Here is a 22,893-nt window from a genome sequence, read left to right as displayed (position 1 = left end):
GCATTCCCCGTGAGGAGTCATCATATAAGCAATCGGGGGACCTCGTGACGGATCGTGAAGCACAAGACGTTCAGGGTTACCGCCGTGTCCTGCTGAAAATTTCGGGCGAGGCCCTGATGGGCGACGGCTCGTATGGCATCGACCCTGAAATGGTGGACACCATCGCCGCAGACGTGGCGACCGTGGCCCAGACCGGGGTCGAGGTCTGTCTGGTGATCGGTGGCGGCAACATCTTCCGCGGTGTTGCCGCTGCTGCGCGCGGCATGGACCGGGCGCAGGGCGATTATGCCGGTATGCTGGCGACCGTGATCAACGCCCTGATGGTGCAGAATGCCCTGGAGCGCCATGGCGTGCCGACGCGCGTGATGTCGGCGATCCATATGTCATCGGTGGCCGAGCCCTATATCCGCCGGCGGGCGGTCCGCCATATGGAGAAGGGCCGGGTCGTCATTTTTGCGGCAGGGACGGGTAATCCGTTCTTTACCACGGATACGGCGGCCGCGTTGCGTGCTGCTGAAATGGATTGCGATGCGTTGCTGAAGGGCACGCAGGTCGATGGCGTCTATTCGGCCGATCCGCGCAAGGTGCCGGACGCCACCCGTTTCGAGACGCTGACCTATCTCGATGTGCTGGCGCGCGACCTGCATGTGATGGATGCCGCCGCCATCAGTCTGGCGCGTGAGAACCGGCTGCCAATCCTCGTGTTCAATATCCACGCACCGGGCGCGTTTCCCCAGGTGATGCGGGGCGAGGGGCTGTATACCAAGATCGTCGAGGCGTCCTGACAGTCAGGGCGGTCCGACGTTCCTGTGGCGAGTATGATGTGTATGACGGGTGACCGCTCCGGCGGCCGCCCTGCTTGAGTGTGGAGGGCCACTGTGGCTGCTGATCAGAAGACACTGCTGGATGACCTTGTCCGCCGGATGGACGGCGCGCTGGAAAGCCTGCGCCGCGATTTCGCCGGATTGCGGTCGGGGCGGGCCAGCCCGGCCCTGATCGAACCAGTGCGTGTGGAAGCTTATGGCGGTGAAGTGCCATTGACGCAGGTCGGGTCGATCGCAGTGCCGGAAGCCCGGATGCTGACGGTGCAGGTGTGGGACCGTTCGCTGGTCGGCGCTGTGGAGCGTGCGATTCGCGATAGCGGGCTGGGGTTGAACCCGGCGGCCGATGGCCAGACAGTGCGGGTGCCGATTCCGCAATTGACCGAAGAGCGTCGCAACGACCTGGCGCGCACGGCCGGCAAATATTCCGAAAATGCCAAGATCGCGGTGCGCGGGGTGCGGCGCGACGGCATGGACCAGACGAAGACGTTCGAGAAGAAGAGCGAAATCAGCCAGGACGACGTAAAAGTCTGGTCCGAGGCGATCCAGAAATTGACCGACCAGTATGTAAAGCGGATCGACGACATGCTCGCGGAGAAGGAACGCGAGATCAAGCAGGTCTGACCTCGCTGTGACCATGGGCTCCGTACCTGGCCCGGCGGCCGGGACAACAGACGCGCAGACACCCCCCAAGACCCCTCTCGATGTAGTGGGGCGGAGGAATGGTGGCGCTGTGCCGGCTCCGCCGGGGCATGTGGCGTTGATCATGGATGGCAACGGCCGCTGGGCCATGGCGCGCGGACTGCCCCGCGCCGCTGGGCACAGCGCGGGCGCGGAGGCCGTGCGGCGCTGTGTTCAGGCCGCGATCAGGCGCGGGGTCGGTTATCTGACCTTATATGCATTTTCGTCTGAAAATTGGCGCCGTACCCCAGACGAGGTGGCGGACCTGACGTCGCTCCTTCGCTATTATCTGCGCCACAAGGTGGCCGAATTATCGCGCGAAGGGGTGCGGATCCGCATCATCGGCGATCTGTCGCGCTTTGACGACGATGTACGGGCCGAAGCGAAACGGGCGCAGGACGTAACGTCCGCAAACCGCCGGCTCACGTTGGTGCTGGCACTGTCCTATGGTGGGCGGGCGGATATCATGCAGGCCGCGAAGCAGGTGGCTTTGGCGGTGCGTGATGGCGCACTGGACCCGGCACAACTCGATGAATCGTTGTTCGGCCGTTTTCTGCTCACGGCCGATCTGCCCGATCCCGACCTGATTATTCGGACCAGCGGTGAATGCCGGCTGTCCAATTTTCTGCTCTGGCAGTCGGCCTATGCGGAGTTGGTGTTTCTGGACACTCTGTGGCCGGATTTCAATGAACAGCATTTCGACGCGGCGTTGGACATGTTCGCGCGGCGTGAAAGGCGTTTCGGTGCCCGACCCACGCTCTGAGCCTTCCGCCATTCCGCGCGGAGGCAGGAACTGGAAAGATCTGCGTGCGCGTCTGATCTCTGCCGCGGTTCTGGTTCCCGTGGCTGCATTGTGTATTTGGGTGGGCGGAGTGGCCTATGCGCTGCTGGTCCTGCTGGCCAGCGCAGGCATGGCGATGGAATGGGGGCGCCTGTTCGGGCTCAATCTCCGGTCCTGGCGTGGTGCGCTCTATGTCGTGTGGCCGGTTGCCGTTATGGCTGCGGCGCTAGGCGGACATTGGCTGGAATCATTTCTGGTGATCGGCGGTGCATTCGTTTTCGGACCAGCGCTGTGGAGCGGCCAGATGGTGATTGGCTGCGCCGGCCTGGCGTTGCTGTGGCTGCGCCTGATGACAGTGCCAGGCGCAGGTGTCGTGCTGTTCGTCATCACCTGTGTCGCCGTTAGCGACAGCGGGGCTTATCTGATCGGCCGCCTGATCGGTGGCCCCAAGCTGGCTCCGGCGATCTCACCCGCTAAGACATGGTCGGGATCGCTGGGGGGATTGGGCTGCGCCATGGTGGCCGGCAGCGTAATCTGCGCGCTTGTCTCCGGCTCGGGTGCCTGGGGGCATGGAGTGATATTCGGTGGCATAATGGCCGTGGCAGCTCAAATTGGGGATCTGGCGGAAAGTGCGCTGAAGCGGGCGCGCGGGGTAAAGGATTCCGGTGCGATCATTCCGGGGCATGGTGGACTACTGGATCGATTCGACGGGCTGCTGGTCGCGGCGCCGCTGGCAGCCCTGTTGTCTCTGGGGGCGGCGGGGGCTGGGGCATTTTGGTATGTGACGCCCACTGGTTTGCTTTCCGCCCTGTTCGGGACGTACACGGATACGCCGCTTATGGCGCGTGGCGGGCATACGGTCGAATGAGAATGATGGCGTGTCGACGCCGAACGGCAGGGAAGAAAAAGGCATGAAGTCAGTCACCGTTCTGGGCAGCACCGGCAGTATCGGGTGCTCCACGGTCGATCTGCTACTGCAGGCACCGGAGCGTTTTCGTGTAGTGGCGCTGGTTGGCGGCCGTAACGTCCAGCGCTTGGCCGAGCAGGCGCGGGCGCTGCGGGCCGAGCAAGCCGTCATCGCCGATGAGGCTTGTCTGCCGGAACTGCGCGCGCTGTTGGCGGGCACGGGCATTATGGCTTCGGGCGGCCGCTTGGCGGTGATCGAAGCGGCTGCGCGTCCGGTAGACTGGACCATGGCCGCCATTACCGGGGCAATTGGACTGGAACCCACCCTGGCGGCAGTTCGGAATGGTGGTTTTGTCGCGCTGGCGAACAAGGAAGCTCTCGTTTGTGCAGGTGACGTCATGCTGCGTGCCGTCGAACAGGCCGGGGCAACCTTGCTACCGGTCGATTCCGAGCATAATGCGATTTTCCAGTCGATGGCCGACCGTCAGGTTGCCGAGGTGGAAAAAATTGTGCTGACCGCCTCGGGGGGGCCATTCCGCCGGGCCACGCTGGCCGAGATGGAAAAGGCCACGCTGGAAGCTGCGCTGAAGCATCCGACATGGACAATGGGCGCCAAGATCACCATCGATTCGGCCACCATGTTCAACAAGGGTCTGGAAGTGATCGAAGCCGCGCGCCTGTTCGCGCTGACCGAGGACCAAATCGGCGTTGTGGTTCATCCGCAATCAGTCGTGCATGGGCTCGTCCAGTATAGTGACGGCAGCATTGTGGCACAGATGGGCTCGGCTGACATGCGTATTCCCATCGCGCACACCCTAGCCTGGCCAGCACGCATGGCGACGAACTCGCCGCGGCTGGACCTTGCTGCGCTTGGACGAATGGATTTCGAGGAACCGGACGAGGTACGTTTCCCCGCCCTGCGTTTGGCGCGTGAATCCTTGCGTGTCGGCGGTGCTGTCCCCACTATTCTGTCAGCAGCGAATGAGATCGCGGTCGAGGCCTTCTTGGGCGGCTCCATAGGGTTCCTCGACATTGCGCGGGTGGTGGAGGGCGTGATGCTGGCTCTCGGGCGCCAGAGTTCTGATTCGCTTGAAGAAGTGCTGCATTGGGACGAGGAAGCTCGTCGCGCTGCCCGTCTGCGCACGACATCCCTCGCTGCCTGACCTCAGCGATATCGTTATGAGGAGCTGATCCATCATTATGCCCGAGTTGCTTCGGACCCTTCTTGCCTTCGCCCTGGTGCTGGGTGTGTTGGTCTTTATTCACGAGTTGGGCCACTATCTGGCCGCCCGCTGGCGGGGCGTGCATGTCGAGGTCTTCTCGATTGGCTTCGGGCGCCCCCTGCTGCGCTGGCACGATCGTGTCGGTACGGAATGGCGACTATGTCCGATTCCGCTGGGGGGATACGTCAAGCCACATGGGTTCGAAGGACCTGATGAGGCGACGCCGGAACAGATGGCGGCTTGGCTGCCAGGACGAACCTTTCATGACAAGCCTGTGCTCTCGCGGGCGATCGTCATTGCCGCTGGGCCGATATTCAATTTTCTGCTCGCTATCGTGCTGTTTGCGGGCCTGTTCATGTTCGCTGGTCGGCCGGAGGTCCGCAATGTCGTGGGACAGGTGGTGGCCGGCGGTGCAGCCGAAGCCGCTGGAGTGAAACCGGATGACGTGATTGTCAGGATCGGGGATCATACGGTCTCGGATGTCGCGGATATTCAGGCTCGAATTATTGCGGAACCTGGGGCGCACACCGAACTGGGCGTTCGGCGCGGTGGTCAGGTTGTGACGCTGCCCGTGACTGTGGGGACCGTGACGGATAAGAGTGGCGCCAGAACCGGACAGCTTGGGGTGATGTTTACTGCGACAGTCGGCAAACCGATGTTACCCATGGAGGCGGTGGGCGCAGCCGTGCTGGAGACATGGCGCCTCATAATTCAGACGCTCGGCGGGTTGTGGCAGATGCTGATCGGGCAACACAGCGCGAAGGACTTGGGTGGTCCCCTGCGCATCGCTCAGATGTCGGGCCAAGTGGCACAGTACGGGGTAGCCAGTCTCGTGTCGTTCATGGCGTTGCTGTCCGTCAATCTGGGGTTGATCAATCTGTTTCCGATTCCTGTACTGGATGGCGGGAGGTTAGTGTTCTACGGGCTGGAGGCGCTGCTCGGGCGTCCGGTTTCGCGCCGTGTGCGCGATATCAGTTTCCAGGCGGGGTTTGCCGTGATCGCGGGACTATTTCTCTTTTCCACATTTAATGACCTGTCACATTTCGGCCTGTTTCGCTGGGTTGCGTCCTTGAACGGTTGACGCGCTCGCATATTCGAGCATGCGGGTGCTTGCGCGAGGGGGGCGATTTCGGATACGTCCGCCAAGCGGATATGATCAACCCCGTGCACTACGACTCTGTTTGTGTGGTGCGGTTATGAGTTCGCAGAGCGTCTGGTTTGGGGGAAGCTGAATTTGCCGACTAAACGTTCAACGCTTCTTGCGTCGGTCTGCCTCGTACCGTTGTTTCTTGCCGGGTCCGCCGAGGCTCGGCGAGGAGTGGCGGCAGATCATGCTCCGGCGGCACACACGGCTCGATCCGGCGGCATTATCGAAGCAATAAAGGTCACCGGTAATGACCGGATCGAGACCAGTACCGTGCTGTCTTATATGGTGGTGCAGCCTGGGGATCCGTTCAATCAGGACCAACTCGATCGTTCGCTGAAGACATTGTATGCTACCGGTCTGTTCCGGGACGTAACATTGCATCGTGCGGGTGATGTGCTTCAAGTACGTTTGGCCGAGAATCCGATTGTCAATCGCATTGCTTTTGAGGGCAACCATGCTGCGAAGGACGAGGATCTGCGTAAGGTGATTGCGTTGCGTCCGCGCGCGGTGTTCTCCACCCAGATCACGGCGGCCGATCGCAAGAAGATCCTGGAGGTCTACGCCAGCAAGGCCCGGTATGCTGCAACGGTAACACCGCAGATTATCCGACTGGCTCATAATCGGGTTGATGTGGTCTTCCAGATCAATGAAGCCCAACAGACGCTAATACACAAGATTTCATTCGTTGGCAACAAGGCGTTCAGCGAGGCCCGTCTGGCTCAGGTCATATCCTCGAAGGAGACAGCATGGTATCGTTTCTTCGCCTCGTCCGATGAATATAATCCCGAGCGTATCCGGTATGATTCTGAGCTATTGCGCCGATTTTACCTCCGCAATGGATTCGTCGATTTCCAGGTGCGCAACCAGACGGGCGAACTCTCGCCTGATCGCAAATCATTCTATGTGACCTTCACGGTGGATGAAGGGCCGCGCTACCGCTTAGGCAAGGTAAATATTCGCTCGTCGCTGAAGCATGTCAGCGCGGTATCAATGCGCAAATATATCGAGTTGTTTGCGAACCAATGGTACGACGGCAGCGCAGTGCAGCATAATGCGACTGACATGCAGGAGATTTTGCAGGGACAGGGATACCCGTTTGCGATGGTTCGGCCAGAAATAGCCCGCAACCCTGAAAAGCGCGTTGTGGACCTTCTGTTCGATGTGAGCGAAGGGCCACGAGCCTATGTTGAGCGGATCGATATCAATGGCAACACGATTACCCAGGATTCGGTGATCCGTCGCCAGATCCCGATGTCTGAAGGTGACCCTTACACTCCCACCGAGCGGAAATACACCAAGGCAATCCTGCAGGATCTGGGTTTCTTCAGTACCGTTTCGGTTGACCAGACACCGGGCTCTGCTCCAGATCGAACGAACGTCGCGGTTAATGTCGTCGAGAAGCCAACAGGCGAATTCTCGCTGGGGGGGGGCTATTCGACCGATGTGGGGATTCTCGGTAATATTGGACTGAAGCAGCATAATCTGCTGGGATCGGGCGTCGATGCTGGAATTTCCGGGACGATGGCCTATTACCAGCGGCAGGCGGACGTGTCGGTCAGCGATCCATATTTCCTGAACCGTAACTTGGTTGCTGGTGTCGATCTGTTCGTCATTGAGAATAATTACCAGACTTACCAGAACTATTCGGAAGGGCGCTACGGTATAACGCTGAGGATGGGGTATGCATACACTAACCGTCTGTCGCAGTCTTGGAGTTACACGCTGACAGATCGTCACGTTGATAACGCGTACAGCGATGCATCATGGTATGTTCTCGACCAGACCGGCTGGTCGCTGCTGTCCCAACTCAGCACGACCATCACGTACGATACACGAGATAACCGCATGCAGCCACATAGCGGCTACGTCGTAAGACTTGGCGGTGATTTCGCTGGTTTGGGCGGTAACGAACGATATGTGCGCGGCAAGGTGGATCTTGGTTACTATATTCCGATGGACGACCTCACGGGTAACCATGACTGGACACTGGCGTTGACGGCTGGTGCGGGCGAGATAGCCAACTGGGGTGGTGGCCGTAGTGACATCATCGACAACTTCTATCTAGGCGGCAATACACTGCGCGGCTTCTTGGACGGTGGTGCCGGGCCACGTAGCATGGGTATTCCAGCTTATACTTGGAACGGCCAGTCCTATGCGATGCATTCGCAGGAGGATTTCGTCGGCGGCCGCTTCCTCTATACCGCCTCGGCTACCCTTAATTTCCCTATGCCTTTCGGGGCGGATATGGGGATACGCGGCCGTTATTTCGTAGATATGGGTGGTTTGGACGGTCTCCGTGTGCGGAATCGCTATACTGCCTATCCGCAAGACATGCCCCGTTATACGCCGGTTTATGGTGACACGTTGACGCCCCGTGTCAGTACTGGCGTAGGTTTCGCGTGGAAAAGCCCATTCGGCCTGATCAATATCGACCTTGGTATTCCGGTCCTGAAGCAGAAACATGACCGGACCCAATTGTTCCGCTTCGGCTTCGGCCAGCAATTCTGAGGTGACAATGCTTCGTTCACGTGGCGTATCCGCTCTGGTCGCGGCTGTGGTGCTGTCATACGGTGGCACGGCCTGTGTTCCGGCATGGGCGCAGGGGGCAGCGGCTTCCGGTGGAAATGCCGGTTGGTTCGTTCCCAAGACTGCCCAGCCCGGCCCGGCTGCGTCGGCTCCCCGTAGCCCGGCTCGCACTGCGCCGGTTCCGATGCCTGCTTCCCCTGCCGACGGGGATGAGGCCCAATCCCAGACACCGCCTGTGCTGCCGCTACCGCCTGTACCGCCGTCGCCCGATATTCCGCGTGGCGTCGCACCGCCAGTACCTGTGATTGGCGTGATCAGCGTGCCCGACGTAATGCGCCTTTCCAGTGCCGCGCAGCAGGCTGAGCGCGTGCTGGGGGGGCGGCGTGATGAACTGGCGCGCGATGCGCAGAAGGAGCAAGCCGGCTGGCGAGACGAGCAGCAGAAGCTGCAGGCTCAGGCGAAGAATATGGCTTCTGATCAGATTCAGCAGCGCGAGCGTCATCTGCAGGAGCGTGTAATCAGCGCCCAGCGTGATTTCCGTAACCGCAATCGCGTGGTTCAGGAAGCGGCTCAGGTCTCGCTGGGGCAGATTGAGCGTGAACTGGTTCAGATCATTCGTCAGGTGGCGAGCAGTCGGGGAATGAACCTGATCCTGCATCGCGAGCAGGTGGCTCTAAGCCAAGACGGGTTGGACATAACCCAGCAAGTTGCCGATCAACTGAACAAGGTATTGCCGACGGTGTTTATCCCGGCGGCCAATGTCGATCCCGAAGTGTTGGCAAAGTCAGGCACGATGCCCACCACCGCCGATGTCGAACGTCAGCAGCAGGAGGCCCCGGCCCCGGTAGCGTCACCTCAAACTCCTGCCGCGGCTGCGCCCGCGGCGGCACATCACTGAGGGGCGCAGCTGGGAATGAAAGGGCAGGTCGACGCCGCCCTGCCGGGTGATGAGCGATTCTTCGAGCGAAACGGCCCGTTTTCGCTCCAGAAGCTGGCGGAATGTGCGGGTGCTCAAATCGTTGGGGATGACGGCGTTGATTCCGATAGACTGTATGTCGGTATAGCGCCGCTGCAATCGGCTGGCCCACAGGATGTCAGTTTCTTGGATAATCGCCGCTATGCACCGTTGCTGGAGCAGACGCGCGCCGGTGTAGTGCTTCTGGGTCAGGCTTTTGTCGACCGATTGCCCAAGAATACGGTCGGGTTGGTCTGTCAGGCGCCCTATCTAGCATGGGCACGGGTGGCTAGCCTGTTTCATCCGGCGCCAGCCGTGGTTCCAGGCATTCATCCGACGGCGTTGTTGGGAACGGAGGCTGTCGTCGATCCTTCGGCGCAGATCGGTCCCTTCGTTGTGATCGGAGCGCGAGCATCCATCGGGGCAGAGACCAGAATCGATTCGCACGCGGTGATCGGTGAAGGAGTAAGGATTGGTGAGCGATGTAGAGTGGGCGCCCATACCTGCGTATCACATGCGTTTTTGGGTGATCGGGTGACGTTGCTGGCAGGGGTAAGAATCGGTCAGGAAGGATTTGGTTTTGCTGTGGGTCCTGACGGTTTCGAGACTGTTCCACAATTGGGGCGTGTGATCTTGGAGGATGGGGTCGAAGTCGGGGCAAACTCCACGATAGACCGTGGCTCGTCACAAGACACTATTATCGGCGCAGGCTCGCGCCTCGACAATCTGGTGCAGATTGGTCATAATGCGCGCTTGGGTCGCTGCTGTATCGTGGTTTCTCAGGCGGGGATATCAGGATCTACGGAACTCGGCGATTTCGTTACCGTTGCCGCCCAGGCTGGCTTGATTGGCCATATTCGTATCGGCACCAAAGCCCGGATCGGTGCGCAATGTGGAGTGATGTCGGACGTGGAGGCTGGGGCTGATGTTATCGGCAGTCCCGCGATGCCATTCCGGGAGTTTTTTCGGAATGTGGCAGTGTTGCGGCGCTTGGCGAAAAAGACGCCGCGCGACGGTGGAGGAGAGGCCTGAGACAGCAGGCCCCCGGAATTCAACCGGGATAGGTGGGTGTTCGTATGAAAAGGTGCTTGGACCTGCCGTCCTGAGCAAAATATGGTCGGACGACGTGAATAAAGAAGTAGAGGTTCCCGCGGGGGGCGATAGCCCGACGACGAGTATTGAGTCGATCGACGTGATGCGGATTATGGAGGCGATTCCTCATCGCTATCCGTTCCTGTTGATCGATCGAATGGTCGATATAATTCTGGGTTCTTCCGCTGTAGGCATCAAGAATGTTACCGCAAGTGAACCGCATTTCCAGGGGCATTTTCCATCCCGCCCTGTAATGCCCGGTGTGCTGATAATCGAGGCGATGGCACAGACGGCGGCGACTCTCGTCGTATTGACCTTAGGGGCGGCCTTTGAAGGTAAATTGGTCTATTTCATGACCATCGACGGAGCCAAGTTCCGCCGCCCGGTGGAACCAGGCGATCAGTTGCGGATCCATGTCGAGAAGGAACGCAGCCGTGCTAATGTCTGGAAATTCAAGGGCATTGCACGAGTGGATGGCGTATCAGTGGCCGAGGCGACATTCAGTGCGATGATTATGGGCTGAAGCTGCCGCTGAGTCGGCTTGAAACGTTCCGTTGCGGGGCAATAGTTTCCTCCTAGCGTGGAATGCGATATCCGGTTCGTTGGTATGCGGTGCTTGACGAGAGATTGCCGCGCTAAAGATGAACGCAGGCTGAACCGAGGCATCGACACGCAGGCGGTTCTGGGCCGAGCCCCGCTGTGGGAGAGCATATTGACCGATTTGGCACAAATGGACTCAGTAAGCCGAGCCGCAGAGATACATCCTTCCTCGATCGTCGCGGACGGGGCTGTGATTGGGCATGGGGTCCGGATTGGTCCATGGTGTTCGATTGGTCCCGATGTTGTGATCGAAGATGGTGTGCATTTGATCGCCAACGTGATCGTCGATGGTCATACGCGGATTGGCCCCGAAGTGGTCTGTTATCCATTCACTACGATCGGCATGGCACCTCAGGACCTGAAATACCGAGGTGAGGCGACACGCTGTATCATCGGAGCACGAACCGTGATCCGCGAGCATGTGACTATCCATCGTGGCACTGCGACCGGCACCGGCGTGACACGCGTGGGTGACGATTGTCTGATCATGGCCAATTCTCACGTTGCGCATGACTGCTTGCTGGGGAACAGTGTGATCATCGTGAACAATGTTGTCATGGGAGGGCATGTCACAATCGGTGACCACGCGCGTATCATGGGGGCGGCGGCACTGCATCAGTTCGTGCGTATCGGTCATGCGGCGCTGGTCGGCGGCGTCTGCGGTGTCGAGGCTGATGTTATTCCCTATGGCAGTGTGTTGGGAAATCGAGCCCGCTTGGTCGGGCTGCATTGGATTTGGCTAAAGCGTAATGGCGTGCAAGCCGAAGAGATGCATCGCTTGCGGCGTGCGTTCCGCGCCCTCTACCCCCGCGCGATGGAAGAAAACTCGACGGCGTTCAGCCAGCGTATGGCTTCGGTACGGACGGAATATAGTGATGAGCCGAAGGTGGCTGAGATTTTAACCTTCATCGAAGCTCCAAGTCATCGCGGATTAGTGCGAGTCGCTGGTGGTGGTGCCGCATCGATCGAATCTGACGGGGTATAATAGGGCGCGGACAGGGCATCGGTAATGGTTGTCGGTGGCGGCCCGAGACTCGCCGGAAGCTGCTTGGGCATTTTGGCCGGAGGGGGGCCGTTGCCGGGGCAGATAGCGCGTACTGTGGAAGGGCTTGGGTGTCGCGTCTTCATCGTTGGGTTTCAGGATTTTGCCGAACCTCGCGTGATCGAACCTTGGCCGCACCGGTATATCAGGCTGGCTGCTGCCGGTGAGATCCTGTCCTGTCTGCGAGCGGAAGGGTGCCGAGACTTGGTCTTGATCGGACCAGTGCGTCGGCCGTCTTTTTCCGATCTTCGCCCTGATGCTGCGGGTGTGCGGATCATGGGACGAATCGGACGGGCGCTGTTCTCAGGTGATGATGGATTGCTCGCGGCGATCATGCGTGTGCTGACCGAAGAGGGCTTTGTTATTCATGGTGCCCACGAGTTTCTTTCGGGCTCAGTTGGGCGTTCTGGCGTATTGGGGCGTATCCAGCCCGATTTGCGAGCCTTGGCCGACATCCGTCGCGGTCAGGATGTCGTCGAAGCGATCGGGCGGCTGGACATCGGGCAGGGTTGCGTGGTGCAGGATGGTTTGGTGCTGGCCGTCGAGGCAATGGAAGGTACTGATCGGATGCTGCTTCGGGCGGGAGAATGCAGGCAACCGGGCCGGCCAGGTGGTGTTCTAGTCAAGATGCTCAAACCTGGGCAGGATTTCCGCGCCGATCTGCCGACGATTGGATCGGATACCGTCCGGCGTGCTGCAGAGGTTGGACTGCGTGGCATTGCCTTTCAAGCAGGTGCGACTCTGATGATCGATTCGGCGGCCTGCATTGCTGCTGCCGACGAAGCCGGCCTGTTCCTGATGGGGATTGATGAAGGGGCGGCGGGTATGCCAACCACATAGGAGAATGACGATGGCTACCTATCTGCACACAATGGTGCGTGTCCATAATCTCGATACTAGCATCGCTTTCTATAAGCTCCTCGGTATGCATGAATTGCGCCGACGCGACGTACCCGAGGGTAAATATACCTTGGTCTTCATCGGTTATGCTGACAACGAGGCAGGCCAGGCAGAAATTGAACTGACCTATAACTGGGGTGAAGATGACGGATACCAAGTCGGCACTGGATTCGGTCATTTTGCGGTCGGCGTACCGGATGTTGCGGCGACGGTTGAAGCGGTGCGGGCAGGTGGCGGTAAAATTACCCGCGAGGCCGGACCCGTGAAATTTGGCACTACCGTCATTGCCTTTGTTGAAGACCCTGACGGGTACAAGATCGAACTGATTCAGAGACCCCGAGTTTGAGTCCAAAAACGCGGGCAGGTAGCGACTCTGCGCATGTTTCATGCGCTCTCCGAGTCAAGTGCTCAATACTTTAGCACTACAGGTGTATTTTTCTGAGAGTTCTGAATCGTCACCACGGACTGCCAGTGGCGACAATTGCCACGTCACTTTCCCGCCTTCACGGCCGTACAGGGCTATTTCTAACGTTGGATCAGCGAGGGACGATGGGAGGCCATGAACCATATTCTCGTGATCCTGTCGCGTGAGCAGGACGGTGGGACGCGACACCTTCGGTGGGCATTATCGACAGCCAGTCAGTTAAAACCTCTGAAAATGGCGGCCCACGCGGTTATGACGCGGGCAAGAAGATCAAGGGACGCAAGCGGCATATCGCGACCGACACGCTGAATCATGTCGTGGCGGCTGTCGTGCATCCCGTCGACGTTCAGGATTGTGACGGTGCGCCGCTGGAAGCGGCCAGGATACGCTCCTTGTTCCCCTGGCTTCGCCATCTGATCGGTGACGGGGGATATGCGGGCGAGAAGTTGCGTGCTGCGCTGGCTGAACTCGGCCGATGGATGATCGAGATCGTCAAGCGTAGCGATCGGGCCGAAGGCTTCGCCGTCCTAGCAAAACGCTGGATCGCGGAGCGTAGCTTTGCATGGCTCGGACGCTGCCGCCGCCTCACGAGGGATGTCGAGGCAACAATCTCCTCATCACACGCGTGGCTGATGATCGCTCATATCCGCAGAGTTCTGCAAAAAAATCAATCAAACCACTTTCTGATTCAGGCTCTAAGGTTCAGGCATCCGACTGCCGCAGATTAACGTGGGGTGACGAATCTATCTGACGGGATATAGTCCACTGTCAAATAGAGGGCCGGAAATGAGACCATGTGCCAGCTTGCGGATTCTTGCTGTGGCTTCGTGCATTGTCTGGCCTGCGATCGGGCAGGGACGGACAGTCGTGGATATGGTGGGGCGGAGTGTGCTTGCGCCGGATCACCCAGTCCGGATCGCCGATCTGTGGTTTGCGCACAATGCCGTGACGATCATGTTGGGTGCGGGCGGGCGCATCGCCGTGACCAACGACCTGCCGGAGACGCGGCCGTGGATGTATCGCGTGGCGCCGGGATTGCATCGCGCGATGGGTGTGGTCGGGGTGGTGCCGAATGTGGAGATGTTGCGCCATGCCGGTGTGGATGTCGCGTTCGTCTCCAGTGGTTCACCGGCTTTGGGGCCGATGCGGCGGATCGGGCTGCCGGTGGTGCAGGCGGGATTTACCGATGAGGCGTCGTTGCGGCAGGCGGTGGCGCTGACGGCGGAGGTACTGGGTGATCCGCGCGCTCATGAGATTGCCGGGCGCTATGTGGCGATGCTGGATGCGACGCGGGACCGGGTGGCATCGGCGGTGACTGACATACCGCAGTCCCGCCGTCCGCGTGTGCTGCATATCCAGTCGTTGGTTCCGTTGAAGATTGACGGTACACACACGATTATCGACGAGTGGATCACACGGGCTGGCGGGCGGAACGCGGCCGATATTTCTGGCAATATGCATCCAGTTTCCGTTGAACAGATCGCGGTATGGGATCCAGACATTATCATTCTGGGGAGCGATGCTGGCGTGTTTGATCCAGCCGCTGCCCAATGGGTCGGGCTGCGCGCGGTGCGAGGGGAGCGGGTCTATCGCAATCCGGCGGGGGTGTTTCCATGGGACCGCTATGGAGTGGAATTTCCGCTCCAGCTTCTGTGGACGGCGCAAATCCTATATCCGGATCGTTTCGCGAAGATCGATATGATATCTGAAACGGTCAGATTTTATCATGATTTTTTTGGATATGACCTGCCTGCCTCCGATGCGGCGCGCATCCTGGCGGCCAAGGGACCTGATAGCACACCATGAATGTATGGCGCGAGCGCGCGCTGTGGGGGGTGGCGCTGGGGGGATTGCTGGTACTTGTCGTGGTGTCACTGGGACTTGGTCGGTACCGAGTGCCGCAGGGTGAACTGATGACGGTGCTACTGGACCGTGACGGGGCGATGCCCGAGGCGCGGCGGACTCTGTTGCATTCCATTCTGTTCGCGACGCGTTTGCCACGGGTGGCCGGTGCGGTGATTGTGGGGGCTGCCTTGTCGGTTTCGGGGGCGGGTTTTCAGGCCGTATTCCGTAATCCGCTGGTGTCGCCCGGGCTGCTGGGGGTGTTGGCGGGGGCCGGGTTCGGGGCTGCGCTCGGGATTGTGGCCGGGGCTTCGCCTATGGGCATGCATCTGCTGTCGTTCGTGGGGGGGGCTGTTGCCGTTGCTGCGGCGGTGGGGGTGGCGCGGCTGTTTGATGCGGCGTCGATGCTGATGCTCGTGTTTGGCGGGTTGGTCAGTACGGCCCTGTTTACCGCGTTGCTGTCGTTGCTGAAATATGTGGCAGATCCTGATAAGCAATTGCCTGATATCGTTTTTTGGTTGCTAGGTAGCCTGACGCAGGTGACGGAAACCGATGTAGGCATGATGGCGGTTCCGGTCGCGATCGGCGTTGTGGGACTTACGCTTTGTGGGCGGATGCTGGATGCATTGGCCATGGGTGATGACGAAGCGCGGACTCTTGGCGTGCCAGTTGATGTGTTGCGTTATGGGGTGATCGCGGTTGCGACCGTGTTGTCGGCGGTGACGGTTTCCGTGGCGGGGATGATTGGTTGGATCGGGTTGATCGTGCCGCATGTCGCGCGGTTGTTGGCGGGGCCGTGCAACGCCCGTGTTCTGCCGCTCAGTGCCTGTCTGGGGGGCGGGTTTCTACTGATTTGCGATGATCTGGCACGGTGTGTGTCGGTGGAGGAAATTCCTGTCGGGCTGGTTGCGGATCTGCTTGGGGTCTGTGTCTTTCTCTGTGTGTTGCGGTTGATCCGGCGTGGGTGGGCGGAATGACCGAACTGGTGGTCGATCGCCTGTCATTCGCGCGGGGTGGACGAGGGGTGTTGGAGGGGATTTCGTTCGCGATCAGGGGGGGCGAGATGGTCGCGCTGCTGGGGCCGAACGGGGCAGGTAAGACCACTTTGCTGCGGCTGGTCCTCCGCCTGTTGCAGCCTCGGTCGGGGCAGGTGCTGCTTGACGGGCGGTCCATATCGGGCATGACACGACGCGCCCTGGCGACCCATCTGGCGTATGTGCCGCAGGGGCATGGAGTCGTCTTTCCCTATCGGGTGCGCGATGTGGTGGCATTGGGGCGGCTGGCCGGTGGAGCGATGCTGGCGCCGGTTGTGCCGGCGGCGGATCGTGAGGCCGCCGAACAGGCATTGGCGCGGCTGGCCGTGGGGCATCTGGCGGATCGGTCCTATGCCGCGCTCTCCGGGGGGGAGCGGCAGGCGGTTCTGATCGCGCGGGCGCTGGTTCAGGGGGCGCGCCTTCTGGTACTGGATGAACCCGAGACGGGCCTGGATTACGGGCAGCAGCAGCGCCTGTCCGATCTGCTACGCCGGTTGGCGGCCGAGGGCTACGGCATTCTGGCTACGACGCACGACCCGCTGCGGGCCGCGCGGATTTTCAGTCGCGCGATCCTGATGCGAGAGGGCCGGATCGTCGCTGACGGGCCGGCCGCCGAGATGCTGTCGGCACAGGCGATTGCAGACCTGTACGGACTTAATGCTGTTTCGGTTCGGCCTGCATGACGAAATGCAGTTCGCCGCCCTTGAGGATGTCGTCATGTCGCAGGTGCTGCAGGTCCTGCTGCCTGCCGTTGAGGGTTACGGATGCGACATAGGGATGGTCCGCATCCAGATGTTCGGCCGTTATGGTGAAGGTTCGGCCGTTGGGCAGGTGGATCGCCGCTTTTGACACGAACGGGCGGCCGATCGTGTAATCGTTGCTGCCCGGGGCGACGGGGTAGAAGCCGAGTGCGGTGAACAGGTACCATGCCGATGTCTGGCCCAGATCGTCATTGCCGGCCAGGCCGTCGGGACGGGCGTTGTACTGGCTCTCCATGATCTGGTGTAGACGCTGCTGGGTCTTCCATGGTGCGCCGGCATAGTCATAGAGATAGGCGATATGGTGGCTGGGTTCGTTGCCGTGGGCGTACCAGCCGATCAGGCCGCTGATATCCTCGACATTTTTGAATTGTGCGGGATCGACTTTCGTATCGAACAGTTCGTCCAGCTTTGCGATGAAGGTCGCGTTGCCGCCGATGGTCGCAATCAGGCCGGGGACATCCTGCGGTACGAACCAGACATACTGCCAGGCATTGCCCTCGGTATAGTCGCTGCCATAGGCTGCGGCGGTGGGGTCGAAGGGCGTGTGGAATGCGCCGGTGCTCAGGCGCGCGCGGAGGAAGCCGGCCTTCGGGTCCCACTCGTTGCGCCAGTTGCCGGAGCGTTTTTCGAATTCTTCTGCAATACGCGTCTTGCCCATCGCGCGGGCCATCCGGGCAAGGGACCAGTCGTCATAGGCGTATTCCAGTGTCTTGGAGCCGGCTTCGGCTTCCTTGTCGATCGGGACGTAGCCCAGCTTGATGTAGTCCGTCAGGTCGCCGTAGACGGGGGATCTGGCGGAGGCGACCATTGCATTCAAGGCGGCCTCGGCGTCGAAGCCGCGCACACCGGCGAGATACGCGTCGGCGATGATCGGCACGGCGTGGTAGCCGGTCATGCACCATGTCTCCAGCCCCTGGTATGACCAGACCGGCAGGACGCCCACCGGGCTGGCCTGCTGGGCCGCGATCAGCGACCGCACGAACTGCGTGCTCATGTCCGGGCGGAGCAGTGCCATCAGTGGCTGCTGGGCGCGATAGACATCCCAGGTGGACCATGTGGAATAGAAGCCGAAGCCCTGCGCCTTGTGAATCTCCTGATCCGGGCCACGATATTCCCCGTTGGCGTCCATGCTCAGGGTCGGGGCGAGCATGGCGTGATATAACGCGGTGTAGAATTGCGTCTGCTGATCCGGCGTGCCGGAGGCGTCGATGACCGATAGGGCACGGTTCCATGCTGCGGTGGCGTCCGCGCGGCGGGCATCGAAATTCCAGCCCTGGCCTTCGGCATCGAGATTGGCGATTGCGTTCGTCTCGCTGACGGGGGAGATCGCGACTTTTACTTCCAGCGGGCCATTCAGCTTGCCGAAATTGAAGACTGCTTCGACCGCGCGGCCGTTTTGCACATTTTGATCTGTTGGCGCGTTGCCCGGCCCGCGAAAGCCACGATAGGGAACGTTGGTTTCCCGGTTGTAGAGCATGCGGCTGGTCGTGGGGCGGGAGAAGCGCATTGCAAAGCAAAGTGTGCGCCCCGGTGCCCAGCCGCGCGTGGTGCGGCAGCCGGTTACCGTGCCGTCCTCGCGCACGCGCAGCCGCGCCCACAGCACCTTGCCCGGATAATCGTAGATGCTGGGCCGGAGATCCAGCAGCACATGGGCGGGCTTGTCGGTGGGGAAGGTGTAGCGGTGCCAGCCGACGCGCGGGCCGGCCGTGAGTTCGGCGCGGACGGCGTAATCATCGAGCGTGACGGCATAATATCCGGGATGCTCCACCTCTGTCGTATGGCTGAAGCGGGAGCGATAGCCGCTCTGCGGTTTCGCCGGGTCGCCCGGTTCCATCCTGACATCGCCGGAGATGGGCATGAGCAGCACGTCGCCCAGGTCGGAATGCCCTGCGCCGGAGAAGTGCGTGTGGGAGAAGCCCATGATGGTAGGATCATTGTACTGGTAGCCGCCGGCCCAGTCATAGGCGTGGTGGAATTCCGGCATCGCGGTGTCGGGAGAGGGTTGGATCATGCCGAAGGGAACCGTTGCCCCCGGAAAGGTGTGGCCCGGGCCGCCGGTGCCGATGCGCGGGTCGACTATGGCGGCGGGACCTCTGTCCATCTCGGTGGCAGCAAGCACGCGGCCGGACGGAAGGGCGAGCACCAGCGTAGCGGACAGACAGTACAGGATCGAATGACGCTTCATGAAGGGACCTTGCGGAAATCTGCGACGCACCATGCGATTTACAGCATTACAGGCTGAGGAGGAATGCGGTGCGCCATGGCGTGTCGGGCCTGGGTGCCTCCAGGGTGAGCGAGCCGCCGTGGGCCAGGGCGATCTGGCGGGCAAGGCTGAGGCCGATGCCGCTGCCGTTGGGCTTCAGCGAGAAGAACGGGCGGAAGACCGCGTCGCGGTAGGTCTCTGCGATGCCGGTGCCATTGTCGCGGATGGCGATGACCATGCCGGTCGATGTGGCGTGGCCTTGAAGCCAGACGGTGGGGCCGGCGGGATCGGTGGTGGCGAGGGCCGCTTCCGCCGCGTTGGTGAGAAGATTCAGCACGGCCTGTTCCATCTGCGCCACGTCGAGGCGCACAATGACGCGGCGGGGCGGCATGGTGGTATCCAGACGGACGCGGTGATCCCAGCGGGCGTGGAACAGCGCGCCCAGTCCGCGCAGCAGGTCGTGCAGGTCAGTCGGGCGCGGGTCGGGCGGCGGCAGGCGCGCCAGGTCGCGATAGCCCTGCACGAAGCGGTCGAGCCCGCGGGTGCGGCGCAGGATGGTGCCCAGGGCGTCGCGGATCGTCTCCGCCGCTGCCGGGTCCAGCGGGGGGGCGGCCAGTTCGTGCGCCGTTTCGGCCAGCGAGATGATCGGGGTGAGCGAATTCATGATCTCGTGGCCGAGGATCTGGAGCAGGTCGCGCAGGGTACGGGCGTCGGCGGCGTTCAGTTCCGCCTCGATATCGGTCAGGGCCAGGAAATGCGTGACGCCGCCTGAACCGCTGCCCTGCGCGACGGCCAGGGCAAAGGTGCGCGGTGGGGCATCCTGCATTGTGGGAATGCGCACGACGCGGCGTTCCGGCGACGGCGTGCCCAGCAGGGCGGCCGTGTCGGCGGGCAGGCGGTCCTCGGTGCCGAACAGGCGGCGGGCGGCGCGGTTGGCGGCGTGGAAGGCACCGTCGCCCGTGCGGTAGAGCAGGGGGATGGGAGCATGGTCCAGCAGGGCGCGGTTGCGCAGCCGCTCCCGGTCCGACGGGCGGACGATGGCGCTTTCCACCCGCACGGGGCGCCGGGCCAGGCCGGCCAGCAGCGCGACATGGACCAGCGTCGCCGCCAGTGCGGCCAGGGTCAGCAGGGTGGCGGTGGCATAGAGGCCAGCGGCCAGCGCGCGCGGCGCCAGCAGGCAGGCGCCCGCGACCACGACGATGCAGACCGCGAAGCTGCGGATGGCGCGCATTACAGGCCGTAGCGTGCCATGCGGCGGTACAGGGCGGGACGGGTGAGCCCGAGGTCGCGCGCCGCATGCGAGACGTTGAACCCGTGGCGGCGCAACGCGGCTTCGATCAGCGCCTGTTCGGACTGGGCCAGTGTGGGGGCATCCTGCGTATGTGTGCTGTCGCCGGGAAGGGGAGCGGCTGCGTCGCCCAGGACGACCATCCGTTCCATTGCCGCGCGCAGTTCGCGGATATTCTGCGGCCAGGGGCGCAGACGCAGGGCGTCGAGAGACGCTGTGTCCAGCGCGGGTTCGGCCAGGCCGTGGCGGATAGCGAAATAATGCAGGAAATGTGTGGCAAGTGCGGGAATGTCGTCCTGGCGGCTGGCCAGCGGCGGCAGCGTGACGCGCACCGCTTCGAGGGGCAGCCACAGGCGCGGCGGCAGGCGGGCGGCAAGCTCCTCCACCCCCAGGGATGAGAGGGCGAGGATGCGTGGCGGGGCGGTGCCGTCCAGCCGGTCGGCAAGGGTGCGCTGGAGTGGAGGCGGCAGGGATTCGATCCCGCGTATGATCCAGGTGCCGCGTCCGGGAGGGAGGGTGGATAGGCCCTCCGCGTCGAGCATGACCGGTGGTGCCGTGTCGCCGGAGCGTGCATGGATGCGGCGGGCGAGCAGGGTCTTGCCGCTGCCGGGCGAGCCGGAGAGCAGCATGTGCGCGCGGGTGGGCGCGATGCGGTCGGCGAGGGCGACGGCTGTGCGTATCGGGCCGGAGACCGCGATCAGAACCGGCTCGCCGGTTTCGGAATCCGCCTCGGCCGGCCCGGCTTCGCGTCGCAGGCGGTCCAGCGTGTCGTGCAGCAGGGTGACCAGCCGTTCGTTATTCCATGGCTTCATGACGAAATCTGTGGCGCCCTCGCGCATGGCGGCGACGGCGATGGCAACCCCGCTATGGCCCGTGACGACGATGACCGGCAGGGCGGGGCGGAGCGCGTGCAGGTCGCGCAGCAGCGCCAGCCCTTCCGCCCCGGTGGTGGCGCCTGGCGCGTAGTTCAGGTCCAGCAGCACCAGGTCGATCGCGTCGGCGGCGACGCGGGTCAGGGCCTCCGCCGCGTCGTGGGCCGCGAGTACGCGAAAGCCGCGTCGGGTCAGCAGCAGGCGGGCGGCGGACTGGATGTCGGTATCGTCGTCGACGAAGAGGACCGTTGGCTGGCCGGCCGGGTCCGTCATGGCGTGGGTGCTCCCGATTCGTTTCGCGGTTGTCCGGATATCCGTCTTGACAGGCCTGCCCGGCTGTCCGGTTCCGGACAGTTTGTCCGATGGCGGACAGAGGGAGGGGATGATCCGAAAAACATCGTTTTCTTACAATGGGATAAAAATCCGTTTGGGTACCATACACTGTTTGCGAACGAGGGAAACAGAGCATGGACCGACCGATTTCATCCCCCGACGCCGTGCCGTCGCCAGCACGTCCGGTCCCCGGTGGCGGGATGGATCGGACGGTGCGTCGTCCGCGCCACCACGTGCTGGTACGGCGTGCCGTGCGTTGGGGGGCGGCCGTGGCCGTGGTGGTGGCCGGTGTGGTCGTGTGGCGGATGGTGCCGGCCTCCGGCACGCTGTCGGTACGCAATGACCAGTTGACGATCGAGACCGTCCGCTCGGCGCCGTTTCTCGATTATCTTCCCGTTCGCGCTAGCGTGGCGCCGCTGCATGTGACCTATGTGGGCGCGGTGCAGGGTGGCGAGGTGGCGGAGGTGGTGGCGCGCGACGGCGCGCTGGTGGCCAGGGACGATATTCTCGTGCGGCTGACCAACCCGCAGCTCCAGCTCGACGTCACGTCCCGCGAGGCGCAGATCGCCAGCCAGTTGGGCACGGTCAGCGCACAGCGTCTGGCATTGCAGCAGACGCGGACCAGCGAGGAAAGCCAGCTTGGCGAGGCGCGCTATAATCTGCTGAAAGCCCAGCGGGAACTGGAGATTCACGAACAGCTTCATGGCCAGGGGTTCGAATCGGACGCCAATCTGCAAAGCTATCGCGACGAAGCCGACTATGACGCGAACCGTGTGGCTCGGCTGGATGCAGCGCGGACGCAGGACATGGCGGTCGCGGCCCGGCAAAGTGATGAGATCGACCGTGAGGCGCAGCGCCTGCGCAGCAATCTGGAAGTGGTGGAGGACAGTCTGAACGCGCTGGTGCTGCGTGCGCCGGTGGCGGGGCGGCTGACGAATTTCGACCTTCAGCCGGGGCAGTCGCTGAAGGCGGGTGACCGGATCGGGCAGATCGACAGCGAAGGCCAGTATCGCCTCGATGCCGATATCGACGAGTTCTATCTGGGCCGGGTCTCGGTCGGACAGCGGGCGGATGCCGAGATCGGCGACGCCAAAGTGGCGATGACGGTGGCGCGCGTGCATCCGCAGGTGACGAACGGGCAGTTCCGCGCCGAACTGACCTTCGACGGGGCGATGCCGGCCGGGTTGCGGCGGGGCGAGAGCGTGGATGTGCGGATTACGCTGGGTGAGACGCATCCGGCGCTGGTGCTGCCCAACGGCGCCTGGCTGGAAGCCGGGGGCGGGTCGGCGGCCTTTGTCATGACGCCGGACGGGCATGGTGCCGACCGGGCGACGATTACGTCCGGGCGGCGTAACCCCGAGCAGGTGGAAATTACGGGGGGGCTGCACGCGGGGGACCGCGTGATCGTCTCGTCCTACAATTCCTACAAGAATTTCAATCATCTTTCGATTCACTGACCAAC

At 62.0% G+C, this 22,893-nt stretch carries 20 protein-coding genes and 1 pseudogene; 18 read left to right on the top strand and 3 right to left on the bottom strand.

From position 1 onward, the window contains the following. The first annotated feature begins 44 nt into the window (after window positions 1-44). From pyrH to C7453_RS11845, 17 genes and pseudogenes are all read left to right on the top strand, one after another. Window positions 45-785 (top strand): UMP kinase, encoded by a 741-nt coding sequence (gene pyrH / locus C7453_RS11925; RefSeq protein WP_114727754.1) that lies wholly within the window; start codon window positions 45-47, stop codon window positions 783-785. Between the two features lie 93 nt (window positions 786-878). Then, on the top strand, window positions 879-1,445 hold the full coding sequence (gene frr, locus C7453_RS11920) for a ribosome recycling factor (protein ID WP_114727753.1): 567 nt from the start codon (window positions 879-881) through the stop codon (window positions 1,443-1,445). A 142-nt stretch (window positions 1,446-1,587) separates the two neighbouring features. Next, window positions 1,588-2,265: a polyprenyl diphosphate synthase gene (gene uppS / locus C7453_RS11915; protein WP_245949011.1), complete on the top strand. Its 678-nt coding sequence runs from the start codon at window positions 1,588-1,590 to the stop codon at window positions 2,263-2,265. Then, entirely contained in the window at window positions 2,231-3,151 is a 921-nt protein-coding gene (locus C7453_RS11910) for a phosphatidate cytidylyltransferase (RefSeq protein WP_245949002.1), read from the top strand. Before uppS ends, C7453_RS11910 begins: the two co-directional genes overlap by 35 nt. A 43-nt stretch (window positions 3,152-3,194) precedes the next feature. After that, window positions 3,195-4,352: a 1-deoxy-D-xylulose-5-phosphate reductoisomerase gene (dxr, locus tag C7453_RS11905; RefSeq protein WP_114727873.1), complete on the top strand. Its 1,158-nt coding sequence runs from the start codon at window positions 3,195-3,197 to the stop codon at window positions 4,350-4,352. Window positions 4,353-4,389: 37 nt separating this feature from the next. Beyond that, window positions 4,390-5,493 (top strand): RIP metalloprotease RseP, encoded by a 1,104-nt coding sequence (gene rseP, locus C7453_RS11900; RefSeq protein ID WP_114727750.1) that lies wholly within the window; start codon window positions 4,390-4,392, stop codon window positions 5,491-5,493. Window positions 5,494-5,646: 153 nt separating this feature from the next. After that, window positions 5,647-8,067, top strand: a complete 2,421-nt coding sequence (gene bamA / locus C7453_RS11895) for an outer membrane protein assembly factor BamA (RefSeq protein ID WP_114727871.1) — start codon at window positions 5,647-5,649, stop codon at window positions 8,065-8,067. Between the two features lie 7 nt (window positions 8,068-8,074). Beyond that, window positions 8,075-8,983 carry an OmpH family outer membrane protein gene (locus tag C7453_RS11890; protein ID WP_114727872.1) on the top strand — a complete coding sequence of 303 codons (909 nt, stop codon included), beginning with the start codon at window positions 8,075-8,077 and terminating at the stop codon, window positions 8,981-8,983. A 15-nt stretch (window positions 8,984-8,998) separates the two neighbouring features. Beyond that, window positions 8,999-10,072 carry a UDP-3-O-(3-hydroxymyristoyl)glucosamine N-acyltransferase gene (gene lpxD, locus C7453_RS11885; protein ID WP_114727749.1) on the top strand — a complete coding sequence of 358 codons (1,074 nt, stop codon included), beginning with the start codon at window positions 8,999-9,001 and terminating at the stop codon, window positions 10,070-10,072. 94 nt (window positions 10,073-10,166) lie between these two features. Then, window positions 10,167-10,655 (top strand): 3-hydroxyacyl-ACP dehydratase FabZ, encoded by a 489-nt coding sequence (gene fabZ / locus C7453_RS11880; protein ID WP_114727870.1) that lies wholly within the window; start codon window positions 10,167-10,169, stop codon window positions 10,653-10,655. Between the two features lie 207 nt (window positions 10,656-10,862). Continuing rightward, window positions 10,863-11,717 carry an acyl-ACP--UDP-N-acetylglucosamine O-acyltransferase gene (gene lpxA / locus C7453_RS11875; RefSeq protein WP_114727869.1) on the top strand — a complete coding sequence of 285 codons (855 nt, stop codon included), beginning with the start codon at window positions 10,863-10,865 and terminating at the stop codon, window positions 11,715-11,717. A gap of 24 nt (window positions 11,718-11,741) precedes the next feature. After that, window positions 11,742-12,614 (top strand): LpxI family protein, encoded by an 873-nt coding sequence (locus C7453_RS11870; RefSeq protein ID WP_114727748.1) that lies wholly within the window; start codon window positions 11,742-11,744, stop codon window positions 12,612-12,614. 10 nt (window positions 12,615-12,624) lie between these two features. Next, window positions 12,625-13,020 carry a lactoylglutathione lyase gene (gene gloA, locus C7453_RS11865; protein ID WP_114727868.1) on the top strand — a complete coding sequence of 132 codons (396 nt, stop codon included), beginning with the start codon at window positions 12,625-12,627 and terminating at the stop codon, window positions 13,018-13,020. Between the two features lie 105 nt (window positions 13,021-13,125). Further along, window positions 13,126-13,785, top strand: a pseudogene (locus C7453_RS11860) (IS5 family transposase); the annotation flags it as partial. 360 nt (window positions 13,786-14,145) lie between these two features. After that, complete coding sequence (locus tag C7453_RS11855; RefSeq protein ID WP_245949001.1) at window positions 14,146-14,904, top strand: TroA family protein; 759 nt, start codon at window positions 14,146-14,148, stop codon at window positions 14,902-14,904. Further along, window positions 14,901-15,917, top strand: a complete 1,017-nt coding sequence (locus C7453_RS11850) for a FecCD family ABC transporter permease (protein WP_114727746.1) — start codon at window positions 14,901-14,903, stop codon at window positions 15,915-15,917. Before C7453_RS11855 ends, C7453_RS11850 begins: the two co-directional genes overlap by 4 nt. Next, the gene (locus tag C7453_RS11845; RefSeq protein ID WP_114727745.1) at window positions 15,914-16,657 is read left to right on the top strand and encodes an ABC transporter ATP-binding protein; all 744 of its coding nucleotides are present in this window, start codon (window positions 15,914-15,916) and stop codon (window positions 16,655-16,657) included. The genes C7453_RS11850 and C7453_RS11845 overlap by 4 nt, the downstream gene beginning before the upstream one ends. Here C7453_RS11845 and C7453_RS11840 read toward each other — a convergent pair. From C7453_RS11840 to C7453_RS11830, 3 genes are read right to left on the bottom strand one after another with little or no spacing between them, the layout of a single operon-like run. Then, the gene (locus tag C7453_RS11840) at window positions 16,629-18,920 is read right to left on the bottom strand and encodes a GH92 family glycosyl hydrolase (RefSeq protein WP_114727867.1); all 2,292 of its coding nucleotides are present in this window, start codon (window positions 18,918-18,920) and stop codon (window positions 16,629-16,631) included. The genes C7453_RS11845 and C7453_RS11840 overlap by 29 nt on opposite strands. Window positions 18,921-18,966: 46 nt before the next feature. Further along, complete coding sequence (locus C7453_RS11835) at window positions 18,967-20,169, bottom strand: sensor histidine kinase (RefSeq protein ID WP_114727744.1); 1,203 nt, start codon at window positions 20,167-20,169, stop codon at window positions 18,967-18,969. Then, complete coding sequence (locus tag C7453_RS11830) at window positions 20,169-21,371, bottom strand: sigma-54-dependent transcriptional regulator (RefSeq protein WP_114727743.1); 1,203 nt, start codon at window positions 21,369-21,371, stop codon at window positions 20,169-20,171. The genes C7453_RS11835 and C7453_RS11830 overlap by 1 nt, the downstream gene beginning before the upstream one ends. 194 nt (window positions 21,372-21,565) lie before the next feature. Here C7453_RS11830 and C7453_RS11825 point away from each other — a divergent pair, with 194 nt between their 5' ends. Further along, window positions 21,566-22,888 (top strand): efflux RND transporter periplasmic adaptor subunit, encoded by a 1,323-nt coding sequence (locus C7453_RS11825; protein WP_245949000.1) that lies wholly within the window; start codon window positions 21,566-21,568, stop codon window positions 22,886-22,888. The last annotated feature ends 5 nt before the right edge of the window (window positions 22,889-22,893 follow it).

Origin of the sequence: Gluconacetobacter liquefaciens, assembly GCF_003350405.1 — a bacterium.
GTDB classification, from domain to species: domain Bacteria; phylum Pseudomonadota; class Alphaproteobacteria; order Acetobacterales; family Acetobacteraceae; genus Gluconacetobacter; species Gluconacetobacter liquefaciens.
This window is presented reverse-complemented; position numbering and strand designations above follow the sequence as displayed.